18 protein-coding genes are annotated in these 16584 nt (G+C 70.9%); 3 read left to right on the plus strand and 15 right to left on the minus strand.

Annotation, left to right across the window (positions count from 1 at the left end; translation table 11 throughout):
• Window positions 1-278 precede the first annotated feature (278 nt).
• The 15 genes from OG194_RS16205 to OG194_RS16275 form a co-directional block, all read right to left on the minus strand.
• The gene (locus OG194_RS16205) at window positions 279-776 is read right to left on the minus strand and encodes an SRPBCC family protein (RefSeq protein ID WP_327401551.1); all 498 of its coding nucleotides are present in this window, start codon (window positions 774-776) and stop codon (window positions 279-281) included.
• The gene (locus OG194_RS16210) at window positions 773-1789 is read right to left on the minus strand and encodes a hypothetical protein (protein WP_327401552.1); all 1017 of its coding nucleotides are present in this window, start codon (window positions 1787-1789) and stop codon (window positions 773-775) included. Before OG194_RS16210 ends, OG194_RS16205 begins: the two co-directional genes overlap by 4 nt.
• Window positions 1786-3216 (minus strand): cytochrome P450, encoded by a 1431-nt coding sequence (locus OG194_RS16215; RefSeq protein WP_327401553.1) that lies wholly within the window; start codon window positions 3214-3216, stop codon window positions 1786-1788. The genes OG194_RS16210 and OG194_RS16215 overlap by 4 nt, the downstream gene beginning before the upstream one ends.
• A 23-nt stretch (window positions 3217-3239) precedes the next feature.
• The gene (locus OG194_RS16220; protein ID WP_327401554.1) at window positions 3240-3920 is read right to left on the minus strand and encodes a class I SAM-dependent methyltransferase; all 681 of its coding nucleotides are present in this window, start codon (window positions 3918-3920) and stop codon (window positions 3240-3242) included.
• A gap of 345 nt (window positions 3921-4265) precedes the next feature.
• Window positions 4266-5612, minus strand: a complete 1347-nt coding sequence (locus OG194_RS16225; protein ID WP_327401555.1) for an NAD(P)/FAD-dependent oxidoreductase — start codon at window positions 5610-5612, stop codon at window positions 4266-4268.
• A complete protein-coding gene (locus OG194_RS16230; protein WP_327401556.1) occupies window positions 5609-6181 on the minus strand; it encodes a flavin reductase family protein in 573 nt (190 codons plus the stop codon). Before OG194_RS16230 ends, OG194_RS16225 begins: the two co-directional genes overlap by 4 nt.
• Complete coding sequence (locus tag OG194_RS16235) at window positions 6174-6641, minus strand: type II toxin-antitoxin system RatA family toxin (protein ID WP_327401557.1); 468 nt, start codon at window positions 6639-6641, stop codon at window positions 6174-6176. Before OG194_RS16235 ends, OG194_RS16230 begins: the two co-directional genes overlap by 8 nt.
• Before the next feature lie 68 nt (window positions 6642-6709).
• On the minus strand, window positions 6710-8002 hold the full coding sequence (locus OG194_RS16240; protein ID WP_327401558.1) for an aspartate aminotransferase family protein: 1293 nt from the start codon (window positions 8000-8002) through the stop codon (window positions 6710-6712).
• A 299-nt stretch (window positions 8003-8301) separates the two neighbouring features.
• Window positions 8302-9429 carry an SDR family oxidoreductase gene (locus OG194_RS16245; protein ID WP_327401559.1) on the minus strand — a complete coding sequence of 376 codons (1128 nt, stop codon included), beginning with the start codon at window positions 9427-9429 and terminating at the stop codon, window positions 8302-8304.
• 383 nt (window positions 9430-9812) lie between these two features.
• The gene (locus OG194_RS16250) at window positions 9813-10943 is read right to left on the minus strand and encodes an acyl-CoA dehydrogenase family protein (protein WP_327401560.1); all 1131 of its coding nucleotides are present in this window, start codon (window positions 10941-10943) and stop codon (window positions 9813-9815) included.
• Between the two features lie 313 nt (window positions 10944-11256).
• Window positions 11257-12228: a bifunctional lysylphosphatidylglycerol flippase/synthetase MprF gene (locus OG194_RS16255; protein WP_327401561.1), complete on the minus strand. Its 972-nt coding sequence runs from the start codon at window positions 12226-12228 to the stop codon at window positions 11257-11259.
• Entirely contained in the window at window positions 12212-12706 is a 495-nt protein-coding gene (locus OG194_RS16260; protein ID WP_327401562.1) for a hypothetical protein, read from the minus strand. Before OG194_RS16260 ends, OG194_RS16255 begins: the two co-directional genes overlap by 17 nt.
• A gap of 180 nt (window positions 12707-12886) precedes the next feature.
• Complete coding sequence (locus tag OG194_RS16265) at window positions 12887-13222, minus strand: hypothetical protein (protein ID WP_327401563.1); 336 nt, start codon at window positions 13220-13222, stop codon at window positions 12887-12889.
• The gene (locus OG194_RS16270; RefSeq protein ID WP_327401564.1) at window positions 13213-13401 is read right to left on the minus strand and encodes a hypothetical protein; all 189 of its coding nucleotides are present in this window, start codon (window positions 13399-13401) and stop codon (window positions 13213-13215) included. The genes OG194_RS16265 and OG194_RS16270 overlap by 10 nt, the downstream gene beginning before the upstream one ends.
• Before the next feature lie 572 nt (window positions 13402-13973).
• Window positions 13974-14777, minus strand: coding sequence for an AfsR/SARP family transcriptional regulator (locus OG194_RS16275; protein ID WP_327401565.1), 804 nt, complete (start codon window positions 14775-14777; stop codon window positions 13974-13976).
• Window positions 14778-14805: 28 nt separating this feature from the next.
• On the opposite strand from OG194_RS16275, the gene OG194_RS16280 reads away from it, so the two are divergent.
• Genes OG194_RS16280 through OG194_RS16290 form a run of 3 tightly spaced genes read left to right on the plus strand, consistent with a single transcriptional unit; the run spans window position 14806 to window position 16501 of the window.
• Window positions 14806-15108, plus strand: a complete 303-nt coding sequence (locus OG194_RS16280) for a hypothetical protein (RefSeq protein WP_327401566.1) — start codon at window positions 14806-14808, stop codon at window positions 15106-15108.
• A gap of 17 nt (window positions 15109-15125) precedes the next feature.
• A complete protein-coding gene (locus tag OG194_RS16285) occupies window positions 15126-16160 on the plus strand; it encodes a hypothetical protein (RefSeq protein WP_327401567.1) in 1035 nt (344 codons plus the stop codon).
• On the plus strand, window positions 16151-16501 hold the full coding sequence (locus tag OG194_RS16290; RefSeq protein ID WP_327401568.1) for a hypothetical protein: 351 nt from the start codon (window positions 16151-16153) through the stop codon (window positions 16499-16501). The genes OG194_RS16285 and OG194_RS16290 overlap by 10 nt, the downstream gene beginning before the upstream one ends.
• Window positions 16502-16584: the final 83 nt, after the last annotated feature.

The following is a 16584-nucleotide window of genomic DNA, read 5'->3' on the forward strand; positions in this document are numbered from 1 at the left end:
GACAGGAACCCGCCTCGGACGCCCTCCGGGCTCCCGCCCCGCCCACGCGCCGGGCTCCCGCCTCAGGCAACCTCCAGGCTCCCGCCCCGCCCGCCCGACAGGAACCCGCCTCGGACATCCCCCGGGCTCCCACCACGCCCACCCGCCGGACCCCCACCTCAGGCATCCCCCTGGCTCCCGCCTCCACCACCCGACAGCAACCCGCCTCAGGCATCCCCCAGGCCCCTGCCTCAGCCGCCCGCCAGAAACCCGCCGCCCAAGCTCCCCCCTCAGTCCCCTCAGCCGCCCTCCAGAGCTGTCCGGAGGGCGGCCAGTGTCGCCCGCATCGTCGCTCGGTTGCGCTCGCGGCGCCGGACCACGCCGGTGACCGCCGGGCTGACGGCGGTGAGCAGCCGTCCGGCGACCGCCGACCGCAGGTCCAGCCACTCCTCCGTGACCTCGCATCCCCCGGGCACCTCCGTGAAGCGGTACGTCCATTGGGACAGGGCGACCCCCAGGAAGCTGACCTTGAAGGCGAAGCAGCTTCCCGGCCGGGCGGAGACCACGGTGCAGAGGGTGGCCCAGGGCAGCCACGAGGCGCGGTTGAGCCCCACGAAGCGGGTGCCCACGCGTACGGGCCCCGGGCCGCCCAGCACGCGGGCGCCCCGGACCTCCGGACTCCACTGCCCCATCCGTGTCACGTCGGCTACGGCGGCGTACGCGATGTCGGGCGGCACCCGGACCGTGACGCGCTCGCTGAGCGGGACCGGGCCTCGCACGCGCGGACGGCCGCTCACGCGCGGATGGTGATGCCGTGCTCACGGTCGTCCGTGAGGATCTCCATCAGGGCGCGGCTGTCGGTCTTGAGCGCGGTGCGCTTGCCGGTGACCCGGTTGGCGATCTCGACCGTGCAGGAGCCGATCTTCGTGTTGAGGCAGTGTTTGATCCCGCCGGGCGGGTTGTAGTAGTTGAGGCCTACGAACCGTTCCTTGGGGGCGGTCATCCGGCCGCGGATGTCGACGGTGCCGTCGGACGTGGCGAAGTCCCAGTAGAAGTAGCCGAAGTCCGCCTTCGCGGTGAGCGCCTGACGCAGTGACACGAGCGAGTACTCGCGGTCGTCGTGGCGCAGGACGAGGAAGGTGACCTGCGGGATGTGCACCGGGCCAAGTTTGGCGCGGGCCGTGACGACCTCCAGGAAGCTGTCGGGCTCCCCGTCGAAGCCCGCGACCTGCCCGAAGGCGTAGTGGTCGGTGTGCCGGCTGCCCCAGTTGTGGTTCTGGCTGCCCGTCCAGCCGTCGATGTCGATCTCCTCGCCGTTGACGTCGAGGCTGCCGCTGTACCGGGCGAGCGGCGTGCCGACCAGGCTCTTGGCCTTGGGGAAGCCGCCCGTGTACATCCTCGGCGGCAGCAGGAACAGCGGCGGCCGGTCCCCCGTGTACGTCAGGTCCCAGCCGATCCGGCCGTCCGGTCCCCGCGCCTCGCCCTTGAGGCCGCCGGGTTCCAGCACGCGGTCGCCGACCCGGGCGCCGAACGAGTCGGTGCTGAAGTGGCAGTCGGCGATGGGGTGTTCCTCCTTGGCCACCACATGCCGACCGGTCACCCCGTCGAACCAGATCGCCCACAGCTCGCCGATGGCCGCCTCCGGCATGTCCGCGGGGCTGAACACGGTGTAGCGGATCCAGAACGCGCGGGGTTCCGTGGGGTGGTTGCCCCGCTGGTAGAAGCTCTCGTAGTGGCCGGCCCGCTGGCCCGGCCGGTAGCGGGTCCGGTTGATGTGCTCGGGGTCGAGGAGCGAGGCGTCGGCGTTCATGAGGTCCGTTCTCCGGCGACATGGGCGGGTCGGGCGGCCGAGGGCGTCCGCTGATGCATCGTCATCAGCATTCCGTACCGCGGCCGCAGCGTGATGGTGGCGTGGTTCACCACCCGGTGAGAGGGAACATGGCGGAACTCCCAGCGGCGCACCAGGGCGCACAGCAGCAGATGGGCCTCCATGAGCGCGAAGTGCTTCCCGATGCAGAGGTGCGGCCCCGCGCCGAACGGCAGATACGCGAAGCGATGGCGCCCCTTTCCGGCCTCCGGCAGGAAGCGGTCCGGGTCGAAGCGCTCGGGGTCCGGCCAGTGCCGCGGGTGCCGGTGGATGTCGTACAGGTTCACCAGGACGCGTGACCCGGCCGGCACCCGATAGCCGCCCAGTTCGGTGTCCCGCTGCACCAGCCGGGGCAGGATCGGCGCCGACGGATAGAGCCGCAGGGCCTCTTCGAAGACCCGCAGGGTGTAGGGCATCGCGGCCAGGTCGTCCGGGGTGGGCAGTTCTTCCTTCCCCAGGACGCCGTCCACCTCGCGCTGGACCCGCTCCAGCACCTCGCGGTGCCGGGAGAGCAGGTAGAAGGCCCAGGTGAGGGTGATCGCGGTGGTCTCGTGGCCGGCGGCGAAGGTGGTGATGACCTCGTCGCGCAGCTCCCGGTCGGTCATCCCCTGCCCGGTGTCGGCGTCGCGGGCGGCCAGCAGCATGTCCAGCAGGTCCCCACCGCCGGTGGGGGCGTCCGCGTCCGGCCGCCGGCGTTCCGCGATGATCCGGTAGATGAGGTCGTCGAGTCCCCGCATGACCTCGTGGAAGCGCCGGTTGCGGGGGGTCGGCCAGGACGTCGGCGGGCTCAGCGGGTTCTGTAGCCGGTCGAAGGCGTAGTTGATCGCGACGTCCACCGCGTCCGGTCCGAGCCCGGCCAGGGTGCGGCTCACGTCGGTGCTGAACATGCAGCGGCTGACGATGTCGAGGGTGACCCGCATCATCTCCGTGTGCAGGTCCACCACCGCACCCGTCCGGTAGCGGTCCCCCATGTGCGCGATCTGCTCGGCCGCCGAGACGCCCATCGTCGCGAACATGCCCGCGAGGGCCTGCTTGGTGTAGATCGGCTGCATCATCCGCCGGTTGCGCAGCCAGCTCTTGTGGTCGTCGCTGGTCAGCAGCCCCTCACCGAGGACGAGCCGCAGCGGGTTGTCCGGCCCGAGCTTGCCGAACCGTTCGCTGTCGGTCAGCACCTCGGCGGCCAGCTCCGGGCTGGACACCCCGTGCACCGCGACCGGCCCGAGCCGGTACTGCACCAGGTCGCCGTGGGCGGTGCGCCCCCGGTGCATGGCCTGGAGGATGTCCCGCCGGAAGTCCAGCACACTGCCGAGCAACGGCAGCCCGGCCGCCCTAGGGGCACCCGCCACCACACCATCGCGTACGTCGCTCATCGCCCTCGCCATCGCCGTCGCCCTCACTTCCGTGCCAGCGCGCAGACCCAGCCCAGCGAGCGGCGCGGTTCCGACACGAACCGGGCGTCCTGGAACCCGGCCTTGGTGAGCCGTTCCACCAGGTCGTCCCCGGAGAGGATGTGCAGCCCCGCCCGCTGCGAGCGCTCCGTGAAGCGTCGGCCGAAGAACCGCTGGGTCAGTGACGGATCGTCGGCGGCCTCCCGGCTCATCTCCAGCGTGACGGCCACCTGTCCGCCCGGTTTGAGCACCCGGTACGCCTCGGCGAGACCGCCCAGGGGATCCGGCCAGAAGTAGAAGGTCTCGATCGCGCAGACCTGGTCGAACGAGGCGTCCTCGTAAGGCAGTTGGGAGCAGTCCCCGTGCCGGATCTCGACCCGGCCGCGCGCGACGGCCGGCAGATTGCGCCGTACCGCCTGCTCGACCATCTCCATCGAGTAGTCCACCCCGGCGACGAACCCCTGAGCGGCCCGCCCCGACAGCAGCTTCACCGCCATGCCCCCGCCGCACCCGACGTCCAGCACCCGCTGACGGCCGCGCACGTCCATGTGCTCGATCGTCCACGCGGTGAGACTCCGGTGCTGCACCGCCATCAGGTTCCCGAAGAACCGCCCGGCCCGCCCGGTCGGCCTGCGGAAGTTGTCCTCCATGAGCTCCAACGGCCTTGCCAGCAATGTGCCGATCATCGACATTTCCTTTCCCGGTGAGCCCGGCGTCCGTGTGGTGGTGCGGCGGTCGACGTCCGTGTGGTGCCGCGGTCGACGTCCGTGTCGTGGTGCGGCGGTCGAAGGGAAGTCGGACGGATGGTCTACGGCGCGGATGGTCCGCGGCACGGAAGGTCTACGGCCCGGATGGTCCACGGCGGCTCCTCACCCCCGGGGCCCGAGCGCGGGCCCCGCCGCACGGCGGGCGGTGCGGTCCATCGCGGCCAGGTGGGCCCGCAGGAGCGGCCGGCGGTCCGTGTGGTGGTGCGGCAGTCTCGGGAGAAGCCGGACGGATGGTCCACGCCACGGATGGTCTACGGCGGCTCCTCACCCCCGGGGCCCGAGCGCGGGCCCCGCCGCACGGCGGGCGGTGCGGTCCATCGCGGCCAGGTGGGCCCGCAGGAGCGGCCGGGCCGGGCCCGACACCGGCAGCCGGGGTGCCCGGGAGCGGTGCCAGGGCAGCGGCTCGCACGTGTCCCCATCGCCGAGCAGGGCCGCGGCGAGGTAGGAGCCGTGCACCACCGACATCGCGAGACCGTGCCCGTTGCAGCCACCCGCGTACCAGACACCGGGCCGCCCCCGGACCGGCCCCACCACGGGCAGACCGTCCGCAGTCACCCCGATCCCGCCCGCCCAACGGTGCGTGACCTCCACCCCGGCCAGCGCCGGGTGCAGCGCCCGCAGCCACTGCTCCAGCCGATGGAACGCGAACACCCGCAGCACAGCCCTGCGGCGGGGCCCGATCCCGTCCGGACACAGGGCGGTCCCGCCCCCGACCACCAACCGTCCGTCCGCGGTGAGGCGGAAGTACGGGGCCAGCGGCACCGCGTCGATCACCGCCAGCCCACCGTGCCCGAGGAGCGCACGCGCCTCGTGGCCCAGCGGCTCGGTCGCCACCGCGTGCACCTCAAGCCCGAGCACCGTGCCCACCGGCAGCCCGAGCCCGGCCACCCCGGCGTTCACCGCCAGCACCGACTTCGGCGCCCGCAACGTGCCCTGCGGGAAGACCAGTTCGGGCCGCTGCCCGTCCCCGCCGCGCACCTCCCGCAGCAGGCTGCCGCCGTAGAGCCGTACTCCCTTGGCCACGCAAGCCCGGGCCAGCGCCGCTGTCAGCGCGGCCGGGTCGAGGGTGGCGGTGTGCCGGTGGAGCAGACCCGCGTGGTACGGCACGTCGACCCGGCGCCGGATGTCGGCGGCGCAGAGGACGGGCACCTCCAGGTCCAGGGCGCGATAGACGGCGGCCTGCCGCGCCAGGGACGCAAGCCCGGTGCGCGAGCGCGCCGCGACGATCTGCTCCCCGTCCGCACAGGGCACGCCGAGCCGGTCGCACAGCTCCACGACGTGTCGTACGGCCTCGACGCTGGCCCGGTGCATCCGGCGGGCGACGGCGGGACCGTACCGCCGCACCGCCCGGTCGACCGGCGGCCCGACCCGCGGCCCCAGCAGCCCGGTGCCCCGCCCACTGGCACCGGCCGCCGGCCGCCGCGCGTCCACCACCACGATGTCCAGGGAGGGTTGACGTTCCGCCAGGTGATAGGCGGTGGACAGTCCTACGAGTCCCGCGCCCACCACCGCGACATCGGCACCGATCGAGCCGCGCACGGTGGACGGCGGGTCGGTGCCGTCCGGGTCCCCGGGCTCCCAGCAGGGCGTGCCCGGCGCGAACAGGGTCACCGGGACGCCCCTTCCCCGGCCCCGGCCAGCGACCCGAACCTCCGGTCGTGCCAGAGCAACGGCCGCCCCGACGCCACCTGCACCACCGCCACCCTTCCCACCACCGCGCTGTGGTCGCCGTAGCGGCGGATGTCCTCGACCAGGCAGACCGACCAGCCGAGCGCGTCGCCGAAGACGGGTGCTCCCAGGACCGGGCGGAGCGGGACCTCGCGGAACCGCTCGGTCGGTGAGACGGCCGGATCCGCGAAGCGGGCGGCCCGCGAACGCTGGTTGTCCCGGAGCAGGTTGACCGCGAAGACGCCCTGACCGCCGATCGCCGACAGGGTGTGGGAGCCGTTGCGCAGACAGGCGAGCAGGAGGGGCGGCCGGGCCGACAACGACGTGAGGGCGGAGACGGTCATCCCTGCCGGCCGCCCGTCCCCGCCCTGGGTGGTGACCACGGTGACGCCGGAGGCGAGTTTCGCGTACAGGCGCAGGCAGTGCTCGGTGTCCGGGCCGGGCTCGTCCCGCAACTGCTCGCCCGGGTCCGGCGGCCGGGCCAGGGCGAGGTTCAGGGCGAGGTCAGCCATGCGCGGCGTCCGCGAGACCGGCCGGTGACACCGTGCCGAGCAGACCCTGGAGGATCTTCTCGATGTTGGTGCGTAACGTCGACTCGGCCACCGGGTCGAGGATCTCGGCCAGCGTGGGGATCCCCAGGTCGAACGAGGCCCGGAAGGTGACGGTGGTGCCGTCCGGGTGCGCCGCGCAGGCCCAACTGCCTTCAAAGGTCTCGAAGTCGCCGCTGAGCTGCTCGAACGCGATGGAGCGGGTGGCCGGCGAGAAGGTGTCGCGTTCCGTCCAGCGCATCAGCCCGTTGCGGAAGGCGACCGTCCACGCGGAGACCACGGAACCGTCGGGTCGCGGCGGCTGCACCTCCACCGCGCGGACCGTGGTGGTGAGTTCGGGATACCGGCTGAAGTCGCTGATCCTCCGGTAGGCGTGCTCGGGGTCGATGCCCTGGGCTGTCATCCGGACTGTCACATGGCGCATGGGGTTCGTCCTCACTGACGGGGGGGTGCTGTCGTGCCGATGTCGTGGGGTGGTGCTGTCCTGACCGGTCAGGCGAGGCGGGTGTGCACGGCCCGCAGGGCTTCGGCCAGGGCGTCCAGGAAGAGCTGGGTCTCGTCGGCGTCGGCGATCGCCGGGGGCGTCAGCCGGAGCACGCGGGTGGAGTTGAGCGAGTGGTTCACCAGGACGCCCCGGCTCACCAACTCCAGCAGCGTCTCGCCGACGGCCTGTGCCCGGGCGAACTCGATCCCGATCAGCAGTCCCCTGCCGCGGACCTCGTGCACGAGGCGTTCCCGGTAGGGGGCACAGGCCTCCGCAACTCCCCCGAGCAGGTGCCGGCCGAGCGCGGCGGCCCGGCCCACGATGTCCTCACGATCGATCGTCTCCACCGCCGCCAGCGCCGCGGCACAGGCGATCGGCGAGGCGCCGAAGGTGGAGGTGTGGAGGTAGGGATCGCGGGAGAACGGACGGTAAGCGTCTTTGGTCGCCACCATCGCGGCCACCGGTACGACACCGCCGCTCAGCCCCTTCCCGACGAGGAGAACATCGGGCACGACACCTTCAGCGTCCACACCCCACCAACTACCGAGCCGCCCCAGCCCGGTCTGCACCTCGTCCACGATCAGGAAGGCGCCGTAGGCCCGGCACAGCCCGGCCGCCTCCGCGAGATACCCGGGCGGCGGGATACGCACCCCGCCCTCGCCCTGTACCGGTTCGAGGATCACGCAGGCCCGGTCGCGACGCTCACGGAGTGCCGCCTCCAGCTCGTCCAGGTCCCCGTAGGCGACCTGCGTGGTGTCCGGCAACAACGGCTCAAAGGCCTGCTGGTAAAGGGAGTTGGCGGTGACGCTCAACGCCCCCAGGGTCTTGCCGTGGTACCCGGACACGGTGGTCACCAGCGCGTTGCGCCCATGGGCACGGGCCAGCTTCAGACCCGCTTCGGTGGCCTCGGCACCGGAGTTGACGAAGTGCACGTGATCGAGCCCCGCCGGCGTACGTGCGGCCAGCGCGGCAGCGGCTCGCGCGGCAACGGGCTCCAGAAACACCCGGGTGGCCAGCGGATGTACGTCCAACTGCCGCTGCACCGCGTCGAGTACGGCCGGGTGCCGATGCCCCAGGATGAAGACGCCGTAGCCCCCGAAGTCCAGATAACGACGCCCGTCATCGGTGTACACCCAGACACCCTGGGATCGGACCTCGGCCATACCGCCGAGCACGGTACCCATGACGGCACGGCCGGTGCCGAGGTGACGGCGGTATAGCTCGGCGGTGTCGGGGGGTGTGGGGGTGGGGGTCTCTGCGGTGGGGGGAGCGGCCGGCTTTGCAAGGGTTGGAGCGGCCATCTCAACGGTGGCTGGAGCGGACGTCTTTACGGTGGCTGGAGCCGCCACCCCTACGGGGGCGGAAGCGACCGCCTCTGCGGGGGCAAGAGCAGCCACTCCTGTGGGGGCAGAAGCCACCACCCCTGCGGGGACATGAGCAGCCGTCTCTACGGCGGCGGGAGCGGCCACCCCTGCGGGAGCAGGAGCGGCCATCTCAGCGGGGGCGGGAGCGGTTACCCCTGCGGGCGCGTGAACAGCCACCTCCACGGCGGTAGGAGCAACCACTCCTACGGTGGCGTGAGCCGCCGCCTCCACGGCGCTCATGACGCCAGCTCGGTCGGGGCCTGAGCCGTCGGTGTCTGTGCTGTCCGCGAGCGGAGCAGGCCCCCTCGGCCGGTGGCCCAGCACTCCACGTTGCGTGCCAGCGCCGACCGGATCGCGGCGCGTGTGGGGGCCGTACCGCAGTGCGGTGTTCCCAGGTCGGACGCGAAGGGCAACTCCCGTTGGAAGACCAGCAGCAGCTCCGCGTAGTCCTGGAGCCGGCGCCGCACCAGCGCGGGGAAGGACGGCCCCTCCAGCAGCGGAAGCAACAGCCGGTGCACCGCTTCCACGGGGATCAGCCGCGGCGGGTGCGGGCGTTCACCGTGGTGTCCGGCGAACTCCAGGCAGATGTCGACGACCTCCCGCTGAAGGATGGCCTCGCGCCCGGCGGTCAGCCAGTACTCGCCCTCGGCGACACCCGACCTGACCAGGTCGCCCACCGCACGGGCCACCACGTCCTGCGGCACCATGTCGATCCGTGTCCCGGGCGAGCCGGGCAGCACCGGGACCTGGCCCTTGACGATCCCTCCCAGCGCCCGGGTCAGGCCTTGCACCCGGGCGATCCGGCCGGTCGACGAGTCACCCATGACCAGGGACGGCCGCAGGATGACCCCGGGAACCTCGGCCGACCGTACGGCCTCCTCGGCCGCCGTCTTGGAGGCGAGGTACGCCGCCGCTCCGGGAAAGCGCTCCTGCTCCTCGGGCGCGAGCGGGTTCGCCACGAAGGCGGTGCTCATGTAGAAGAAGGGCGCGTCGGCGCGGGCCGCCAGGTCGAGCATCGACCGGGTGCCGTCCAGGTTGGTGCGCCAGATGTCGGCCGGGGCCAGCCGCCAGTTGGTGGCCGCGGCGGAGTGCACCACCACGTCCACCTCGGCGGCGAGGTCCAGCCGCTGGGCCGCGGAGAGCCCCAGACCGAGCGCTCTCAGGTCCGCCGTCACCTCCCGTACCCGGGGGTCGTCCAGCGGTGCACGGTGGCGCAGGCAGATCAGGTCGTAGTCGTCGCAGAGCTCGTCGATCAGGGCTTGGCCGAGTACGCCCGCGGCGCCGGTGAGCAGCAGGGTGGGGCGTTGGTTCCGGTGGCGGGACGGACGGGACTGACGGGACGGACCGGTGGGTTCTGGCGGCATGGTTCGGAAACTCCCATCGGGTGGGGGGTGTTGGGGTGGGGCGGGAGGCGGTCGTGGAGACGTGAGGAGTCGGACCGGGACCGGGACCGAGGTCGCGGTCGCGGTCGGGACCGGGGTCTGGATCAGAGTCCCGACCGCCCGGGGGTGCGGTCCCGACCGGGGTCGGGATCAGGACCGGGACCGGAGTCGGGAACGGGAACGGGGTCTGGATCGGAGTCGAGGTCGGGACCGGGGTCTGGACCAGGATCGGGGTCACGGTCGCGGTCGCGGTCGCGGTCGGGATCGGGATCGGGATCAGGGGCAGGACCGGGATCGAGGTCGGCACCGAGACCCGGACCGGCACCCACACCCGCACCGGCACCGGCACCGGCACCGGCACCGGATCAGGCAACAGTCAGCGGGCCATCCGCCAGGTACGCCGCCAGCGGCCCGGTCATCCTGGACCGTGCCGGCGGGTGCAGGGAGAGCCCGTTGGCGCAGGCCGCGAGGTGTCCGACCTCGTCCGAGCTCATGAAGTTGAGGCCGCCGAGCAGCTCCACCGCCCGGGGGACGATGCGAGCAAGGGCGTCCTGGACGCAGTACCGCACGTACAGCGAGTCGGCGAGCGTCGACTCGTCCGGGCAGCCCTCGTCGAGCCGGCGGGCGACGCCCTCCGCTGCGGCCATCGCGCCCTCGGCCTCCACCAGCAGCCGGATCCGCTCGGACTCGGGCACCCGCTCGTTGAGCAACACCCGCTCCACCAGCGCACTGGCGACCCCGAGATAGCTCCCCGTCATCAGCAGCTCGAACCAGACCAGGCCCGCGGTCTGTAGTTCGTCCAGGCGCCCCTCCGAGCCCGAGGTCCGCAGCAGCAGTTCCGGCGGTACGAGCACATCCGTGAGGGTGACTTGATCGCTCTCCGCCCCCGACAAAAAGGAACTGGACCAGAAACCGCTGACGCTCACGCCCTCGCTCTCGGCGGGCACCAGCGCCACCGCCAGCTCGTCACGCGCCCCCCGCTCACCGGGTACCAGGACACTGGCCGTGAGCAGATCCATGGACCGGGCGAGACTGCACGGCCGCTTCACCCCGCTGATCCGCACCCCGTCGGGTCCCACCGTGGCGGTCATCGACGGCGAGAGGATGCCGGCGCCCGGCCGCCCCTCGGCGAAGCCGGAGGCCACCAGGCGGTTGCCGGAGGCCACCCCTTCGACGAGCATCCACTCCAGGCCCTCGCCGTCGGTGACCAGCCCAACCAGGGTGGCCATGGAGAAGTGGTGCATCGTGGTAGCCACGGCAAGGGACGGCGACCTGCTGCCCAGCGCACGCTGCACCCGCAAGGCGTCCAGCGCGCCGGCGCCCTTCCCCTTGCAGGAGACCGGCACCACAAGCCCCGGACCACCGCTGTCACGGAAGAGCCCGATACCGGGGCTGCGCGGACTCTCCAACTCCATGAGCGGCACCGCCCGCAGACTCTCGTCGAGCCCCGGCAACAACTTCGTCAGTACAGCGCGTTCGCGCTCCAGAAACCTCATGTGCTCCCCTGCTCCGGGACGACCCGGTCGCGCTGAACCCCGTCCGGCGGACGGGAATGACGGGTGGCGGAAATGACGGGACGGCGGACTGGCAGGACCGGCGAGACCAGCGGGACCGACAGAACGGGCCGGACGGCGGGACCGGTCGGACAGGCGGGACGGGCAGGACTGACAGGACGGATCGGATAGGCGGGACCGGAACCACGGACCGGGCTGAACCGCTAGGACACACGGCACCGGCCAGCCGACGGAACTGGTCGCCCGGGCCCGCCCCACAGCACCCGGGGTCTGCCCTACAGCACCCGGCCCCGCCCTACAGCGCCCGCGTGGCCCGCAACAACTGCCACACCGCAGCAAGCCCGGGCCGCCCCTGAAAGGCGATGTACTCGGGCAGCACCACATGCGGCGCCCATTTCCGCTTGTACTCAAGCTGCGCGGCAGCCGGATAGATCCGCTCGCCGTGCTGGGCGAGCAACCGCACGCAGCGCGTGAAAGTACGGCTCGCACACGGCAGTTCGTGCTCGTCGGAGAGACCGGTGAAGGGCGTGAAGCCGAAGTGCAGCCAGCCCGCGCCGTCGGCCGACATCCGCTCCATCGCGGTCGCGTTCAGCGCCTCCATCACCCCGGGCGGAGCGTCCGGGGAACGCCGGCTGAGGTCGTGCAGCCAGCCCTGCCGGCTGCCGAACACCGGGGAGTAACTGATGTACCCGACGGCCGCCCCGCCGATCCGCCCCACGAACAACCGCCGGTGCCGCTGGGCCAGCCCGGTCCGCTCCCCCACCAGAAAGCGCAGTTCCTTCGCACCGCCCTTGCCCCGCAGCCAGGCCCGGTCGATCAGATCCAGCTCGCTCTGCACCTCCTCGTCGGCCACGGAGGGAGCCTCGACCACCTCAAGACCGGCGCGACGGGCCCTGGATATCTTGTTCCGCAGCCGTACGAAGGCCGATCCGCGCAGCGTGAACCGGGCCAGGTCGACCGCGTACGACGCCCCGAGCTGGTTCACCGTGAACCCGTGCGCGCCGTACAACTCGGCGTCCGCCCGCTGTAGTTGTACGGCCACCAGCCGCCGCGGCCGGGCCTGCGCCGCGAAGGCGTCCAGCAGTCCCGCACGCTGCTCCTCCGCAGCGAAGGGACCCGCGAACTGCAACAGGTGACGCCCCGACCGCCGATAGACGCAGGTGCCGTCGAAACGTGGATCCCGGAAGTATTCATTGCCCTGATTGAGGGCAAGGAAAGAGCTCGGATTGTCACTGTGCCGGACCAGGGTCTCAAAGACGGACGGCATCCGCACCCCTCGGGGACTCATCGGAATCATTTACGGCCGAATTCGAGTACGCCCGCTCGAAATCGACATAGGCCGGATGCGGATGCGGCTCGAAAAGCACCCCGAACGGTTTGAGCGAATTCCCGAACAGGGCACGGTCCCCCAGCAGATGCAGCGGAAGAGCGAGCAACGCCCATTCCGGCTCCACCAGCACCGCCCACACCACGGCGACGACACCGGCGGTCACCAGGCTGTGCATGGTGTTGTACGCCACGAAGTACCACCGCGAGACACACCCGCCCCGGCTCCTCCGGAAGGCCAGCGCGCCGGGAAGATAACCGATGACGTCGATGACGACGAAGAGGGCGATGAACACCCCCCACCGGATCTCCGATAAATGCCGCACGGCGAGCACGGCACAGACGACCAGGCCGCCCAGCCATTCCAGGCGCAGCAGCAGGAAGGTGGTTCTCGTCTCGAATCTGTTTTTCGCATCCATGTGCCCTCCACCCTTCACCCTTGTTTACGGGGCAGGCGGAGGAAACCCTCACAGGAAAACAAATACGGAATTAATCACTTTTACGATAAAACCACGAGGCCGGAACCATGTCCTGGCTCCGGCCTCGTCTGTCACCGGTGGCATGTGAGGATCCAGCCGACGACGGTCACCGCCGGGCCGTCAGCCGGAGACCCGGCGTCCCCTCCAGACCAGAATCGCCTCGCCCACGAGCGCGAGGATCACCAGCACCGCACAGCATCCGAAACCGATCAGCCCCGCCGCGACCACGTAGAGCGAACCCGGGTCCGTACACGCCCAGCTGGACGAGCAGTTGACGGTCCCCGGATTCGCCGGCGGCCCCATCGCGACCCAGCCGATGACGACGCAGAGCACGGAGACGACGGCCGCGGCGGCCAGCAGGACCCACCGGACCCGCCGGGCGCCCCACCACGACAGGACCCATCCCACGACGATCACCGCCGGCAGGATGAACACGTAACCGGGGACTACGTCCACTGTGAATCGCTCCGCGACATCGAGGACATCGAGGTGTGGCCGGTCTGCCGCTGGGTGATGTGGTTGCCCATGGCGATCAACCCTACGGTGGGGTGCTTGACGGTCGGCAGGTCACCCGTCGGCTTCCGGGTCCTCACCGCCAGGCCGAGGTCGAGCCGGTCGCCGGACCTGAGCTTCACTCGCGTGGTCCAGCGCGTCTCGCACAGCGACGCGGTCCGGCTGCGGATCGAGGCGGACGCCCCGCAGGCCCCCGGCCGACCGCCCGCAAAAAGGGGCGGCGCCCGTGAGGAGGCAGACGGGCGGTATCCCAGCACCATCCCGGCACCATCCCGGCACGGGAAAAAACCAAGGGCCCGACTCCGAAGAGCCGGACCCTCCCTGACCTGCATATTCGCCAGATCAGCGACATGGTGGCATGCCACCCGCTACACGTTGAACCGGACTCCGTAGTGCAGAGCTCCCACCTGCGGAAACGTTCCTTCGAGTGATCGCATCCAGCACCGATCCAGCACCGTGGGGACTGGTCCAGCGCATCCAGCACGTCCAGCCGCGCCGGCGCGGTGCGAGGAAGCCTCCGGCAGGTCGGCCGACGGGCACGGCCGGTCGGCACACCCCCGGTGGCGTGCAGGACACCGATCAGGTGGATCAACCCCGGCTGCGGCCTCATCTCGTGCTCTTCGGTCCCGGCAACCCCGACCATGTGGAGTCGCGCCCCGGTGCCCATCGAAGCAAACACCCAAGGACCACCATCTCAGGACGGAGCGCTCATCTCGGCATCCGAAAACGCGTCAGTCCTGGGAGCGGGGAGCTGAACCGTGCCGTTGAGGATCGCGTCCAGCGCCTGGCGAACCTCGCGGCCCGGCCCGACCGCGAGTCCCTCCCCCAACCGACGGGCAAGGCTCGCGTACACCGCGTAAGCGTCATGGGTTCGGCCCTCGCCGTGCAACGCCGACATCAGAAGGGCGACTCCGCGCTCCCGGAGCGGATGCTCCCCGACGTGCCGCAGAAGGCGCGGAATCACCCCGCTGCCGCGACCGGTCGCGATCGACAGGGCGAAGTACTCCTCGGCCACGATCGCCTGCTGCTCCTCCAGCGCCGCCGTGTGCGAGGCGAGACTCGGTACATCGAGCCCGTCGTACACACCGCCACGCCACAGCGCCAGCGCGCGCTCGTACAGGCCGAGGCTGGACTCGACCCGCCCGAGCGCCTTCGCCGACTCCGCCTCTACATGGAGCCGGGAGAACACGACGTGGTCGATCCGTTCGGCGTCGATGCCGAACACGCACCCGTCCCGGACCCGGTCGAGACCCATGTCGGCGGCGCCCGATGCCGTGATCGCCCGCCGAATGGAGCCAAGGCAGTTCATCACCTGCTCGCGTGCCGTCCGCGGCGGGCCGGTATCCCACATCGCGTCGATGAGCGCATTCGTGGAAATAAATGCGTTGGGTCGCGTCATCAAGGCGGAAAGAATGATCCATTCACGCCTGCGATTAACGCCGATGCTGGACCGGAGGGGCTCGGCATACGGTTGCCCGAGAATCCCGAAGTCGGGCATCGACGCGTGGATCCTGGGCCACGGCGCCTTGCAGGACTCAAGCCAGACGCTGTCCGCGGCGTTCAAGGCGAACTACGCGTCGTCGGCCGCTTCCGTCGCACGACGCAAGGCGTTCTACGCGCTCCGGTTCGGCAGTTCGTCCGACACCTTGGGAACGGCGGCCGTGAACGCGATGGTCCGCGGCACCGACGAGATGGCCGTCATCCGCGGAGGCTTCTGGTACGACCAGTTCGGATCGGTGACCTGCCCCTCTCCTGAATTCATGTCCGCCGACGCGATCGGTGGTGTGGCGACGGCATTCCGCGACGCCATCCTCCAGTACTGCTCATGACGAATCGAGGACGTGACATGAACGATCCGAAGGTCACCCGTCGGCAGGTCCTGGCCCTTGGAGGTCTGACACTGGGCGTCGCCACCATCGCCGTCGCCGGTCTGGGCGGACCGGCGTGGGCCGATTCCGCGGCCTCGGACGTAGTGCTGGTGCCGGTCGGCGCGAGCCCGGTCGCGGTCCTTCCCGGCGTCGGTGTCCAACCGGCGGCGTTCCCCAGACAGTTGGCCGTACAGGTCCAGCACGCGGGGACGAATCTTCCGGCCGGGACCGAAGTGACCGTCACCTACGACCCTCGGCTCTACTCCCCGCTGGCCGCCGCGGTGGCCACCGTCGACGACCGCCGGCTGCGCACGACGAGCACGATCACCACCGACCCCAGGACGACGCTGGCGACCTGCACGGTCACCCTGGCCGAAACCGTCGCCGCGGGCAGTGATCCGGTGGTTGTCGTGGGAACCGCCTACCCCGTGCTCTATCCGCGCGATCTCGTCGTCGGGCCCGCGGACTCGACCGCCGCCGTGAGCCGGAAGAACGCGAAGGCGAGCGGTCGGCGGAGCCTCCAGCCACACCGGCCGAGCACGTTCGGCGGCGTCGCCACACCATGGGGCCTTGAGGTCAGCGGTGTCTGGGGCCGCCACGAGTGGGGGAACGGAAAGCGGTGGTACTACTATCCGGTGCAGGTCACGGTGCAAAGCGTCGGACCGGGCCCCGCTCCCGCAACCGCGTCCTTCTCCGTGGCGCTGGATCCCCAGATCGTGAGCGACGTCAAAGTCGCCGACGCCCGGCTCAATCACACAGCGCACGACGCCGGTGTACGACTCCTTTCGCGTACCCGGACCAGGTCGCTGTTCGAAACCAAGTGGAGCACAACGGTGAAGCTCAAGTCCGGTGACCGGCTCGATCTGAGCCTGGAGGTGACGACACGGAAGCCGGCGGGCGATCTGCCGACCATCAAGCACCCCTTGATAGGGCTGATCGACACGGGCAACCACGTCACCCAACGGCAAACCGGCCGGAACTCGATGTCACGGACCGATGCCGTGTGGCAATAGTCAGTGGATACGTGTGGATCCTGCCGACGGTGACCATCGTCGGCTGGATTCTGTCGTGGTGGGGAACTCGGCGGATCCGGTGGTGCCTGCTGTCCGCCGCGACCGTCATATCGGTGGCCTGCCTCCTCATCGGGTACCACGAGAAGGGACCGCAGATCAGCCCCGGAACCGTCGGCTGCTCACCGGCCCTGGAGTGCATGGACTGGCGTGGGATCTACTGGCTGGAGGCCGGGCTGATCGGCTTCGTATGCTGCCTGGCGCTGCTGATCGTGACCACCGTGGCCGAAATAGCGCTCTGGTTCGATCGTCGAGGGACGGCCTCCGCGGAATCACCCGGCTGACGTGACCGAGGCACGGTGCCACCGCGCCGACCGCGCCGGCACGGCGGAGGTGCTCTCGTCTCCGTCCAGCAGCGGGCCGGGCT

It is taken from the genome of Streptomyces sp. NBC_01288 (assembly GCF_035982055.1).
Classification (GTDB): domain Bacteria; phylum Actinomycetota; class Actinomycetes; order Streptomycetales; family Streptomycetaceae; genus Streptomyces.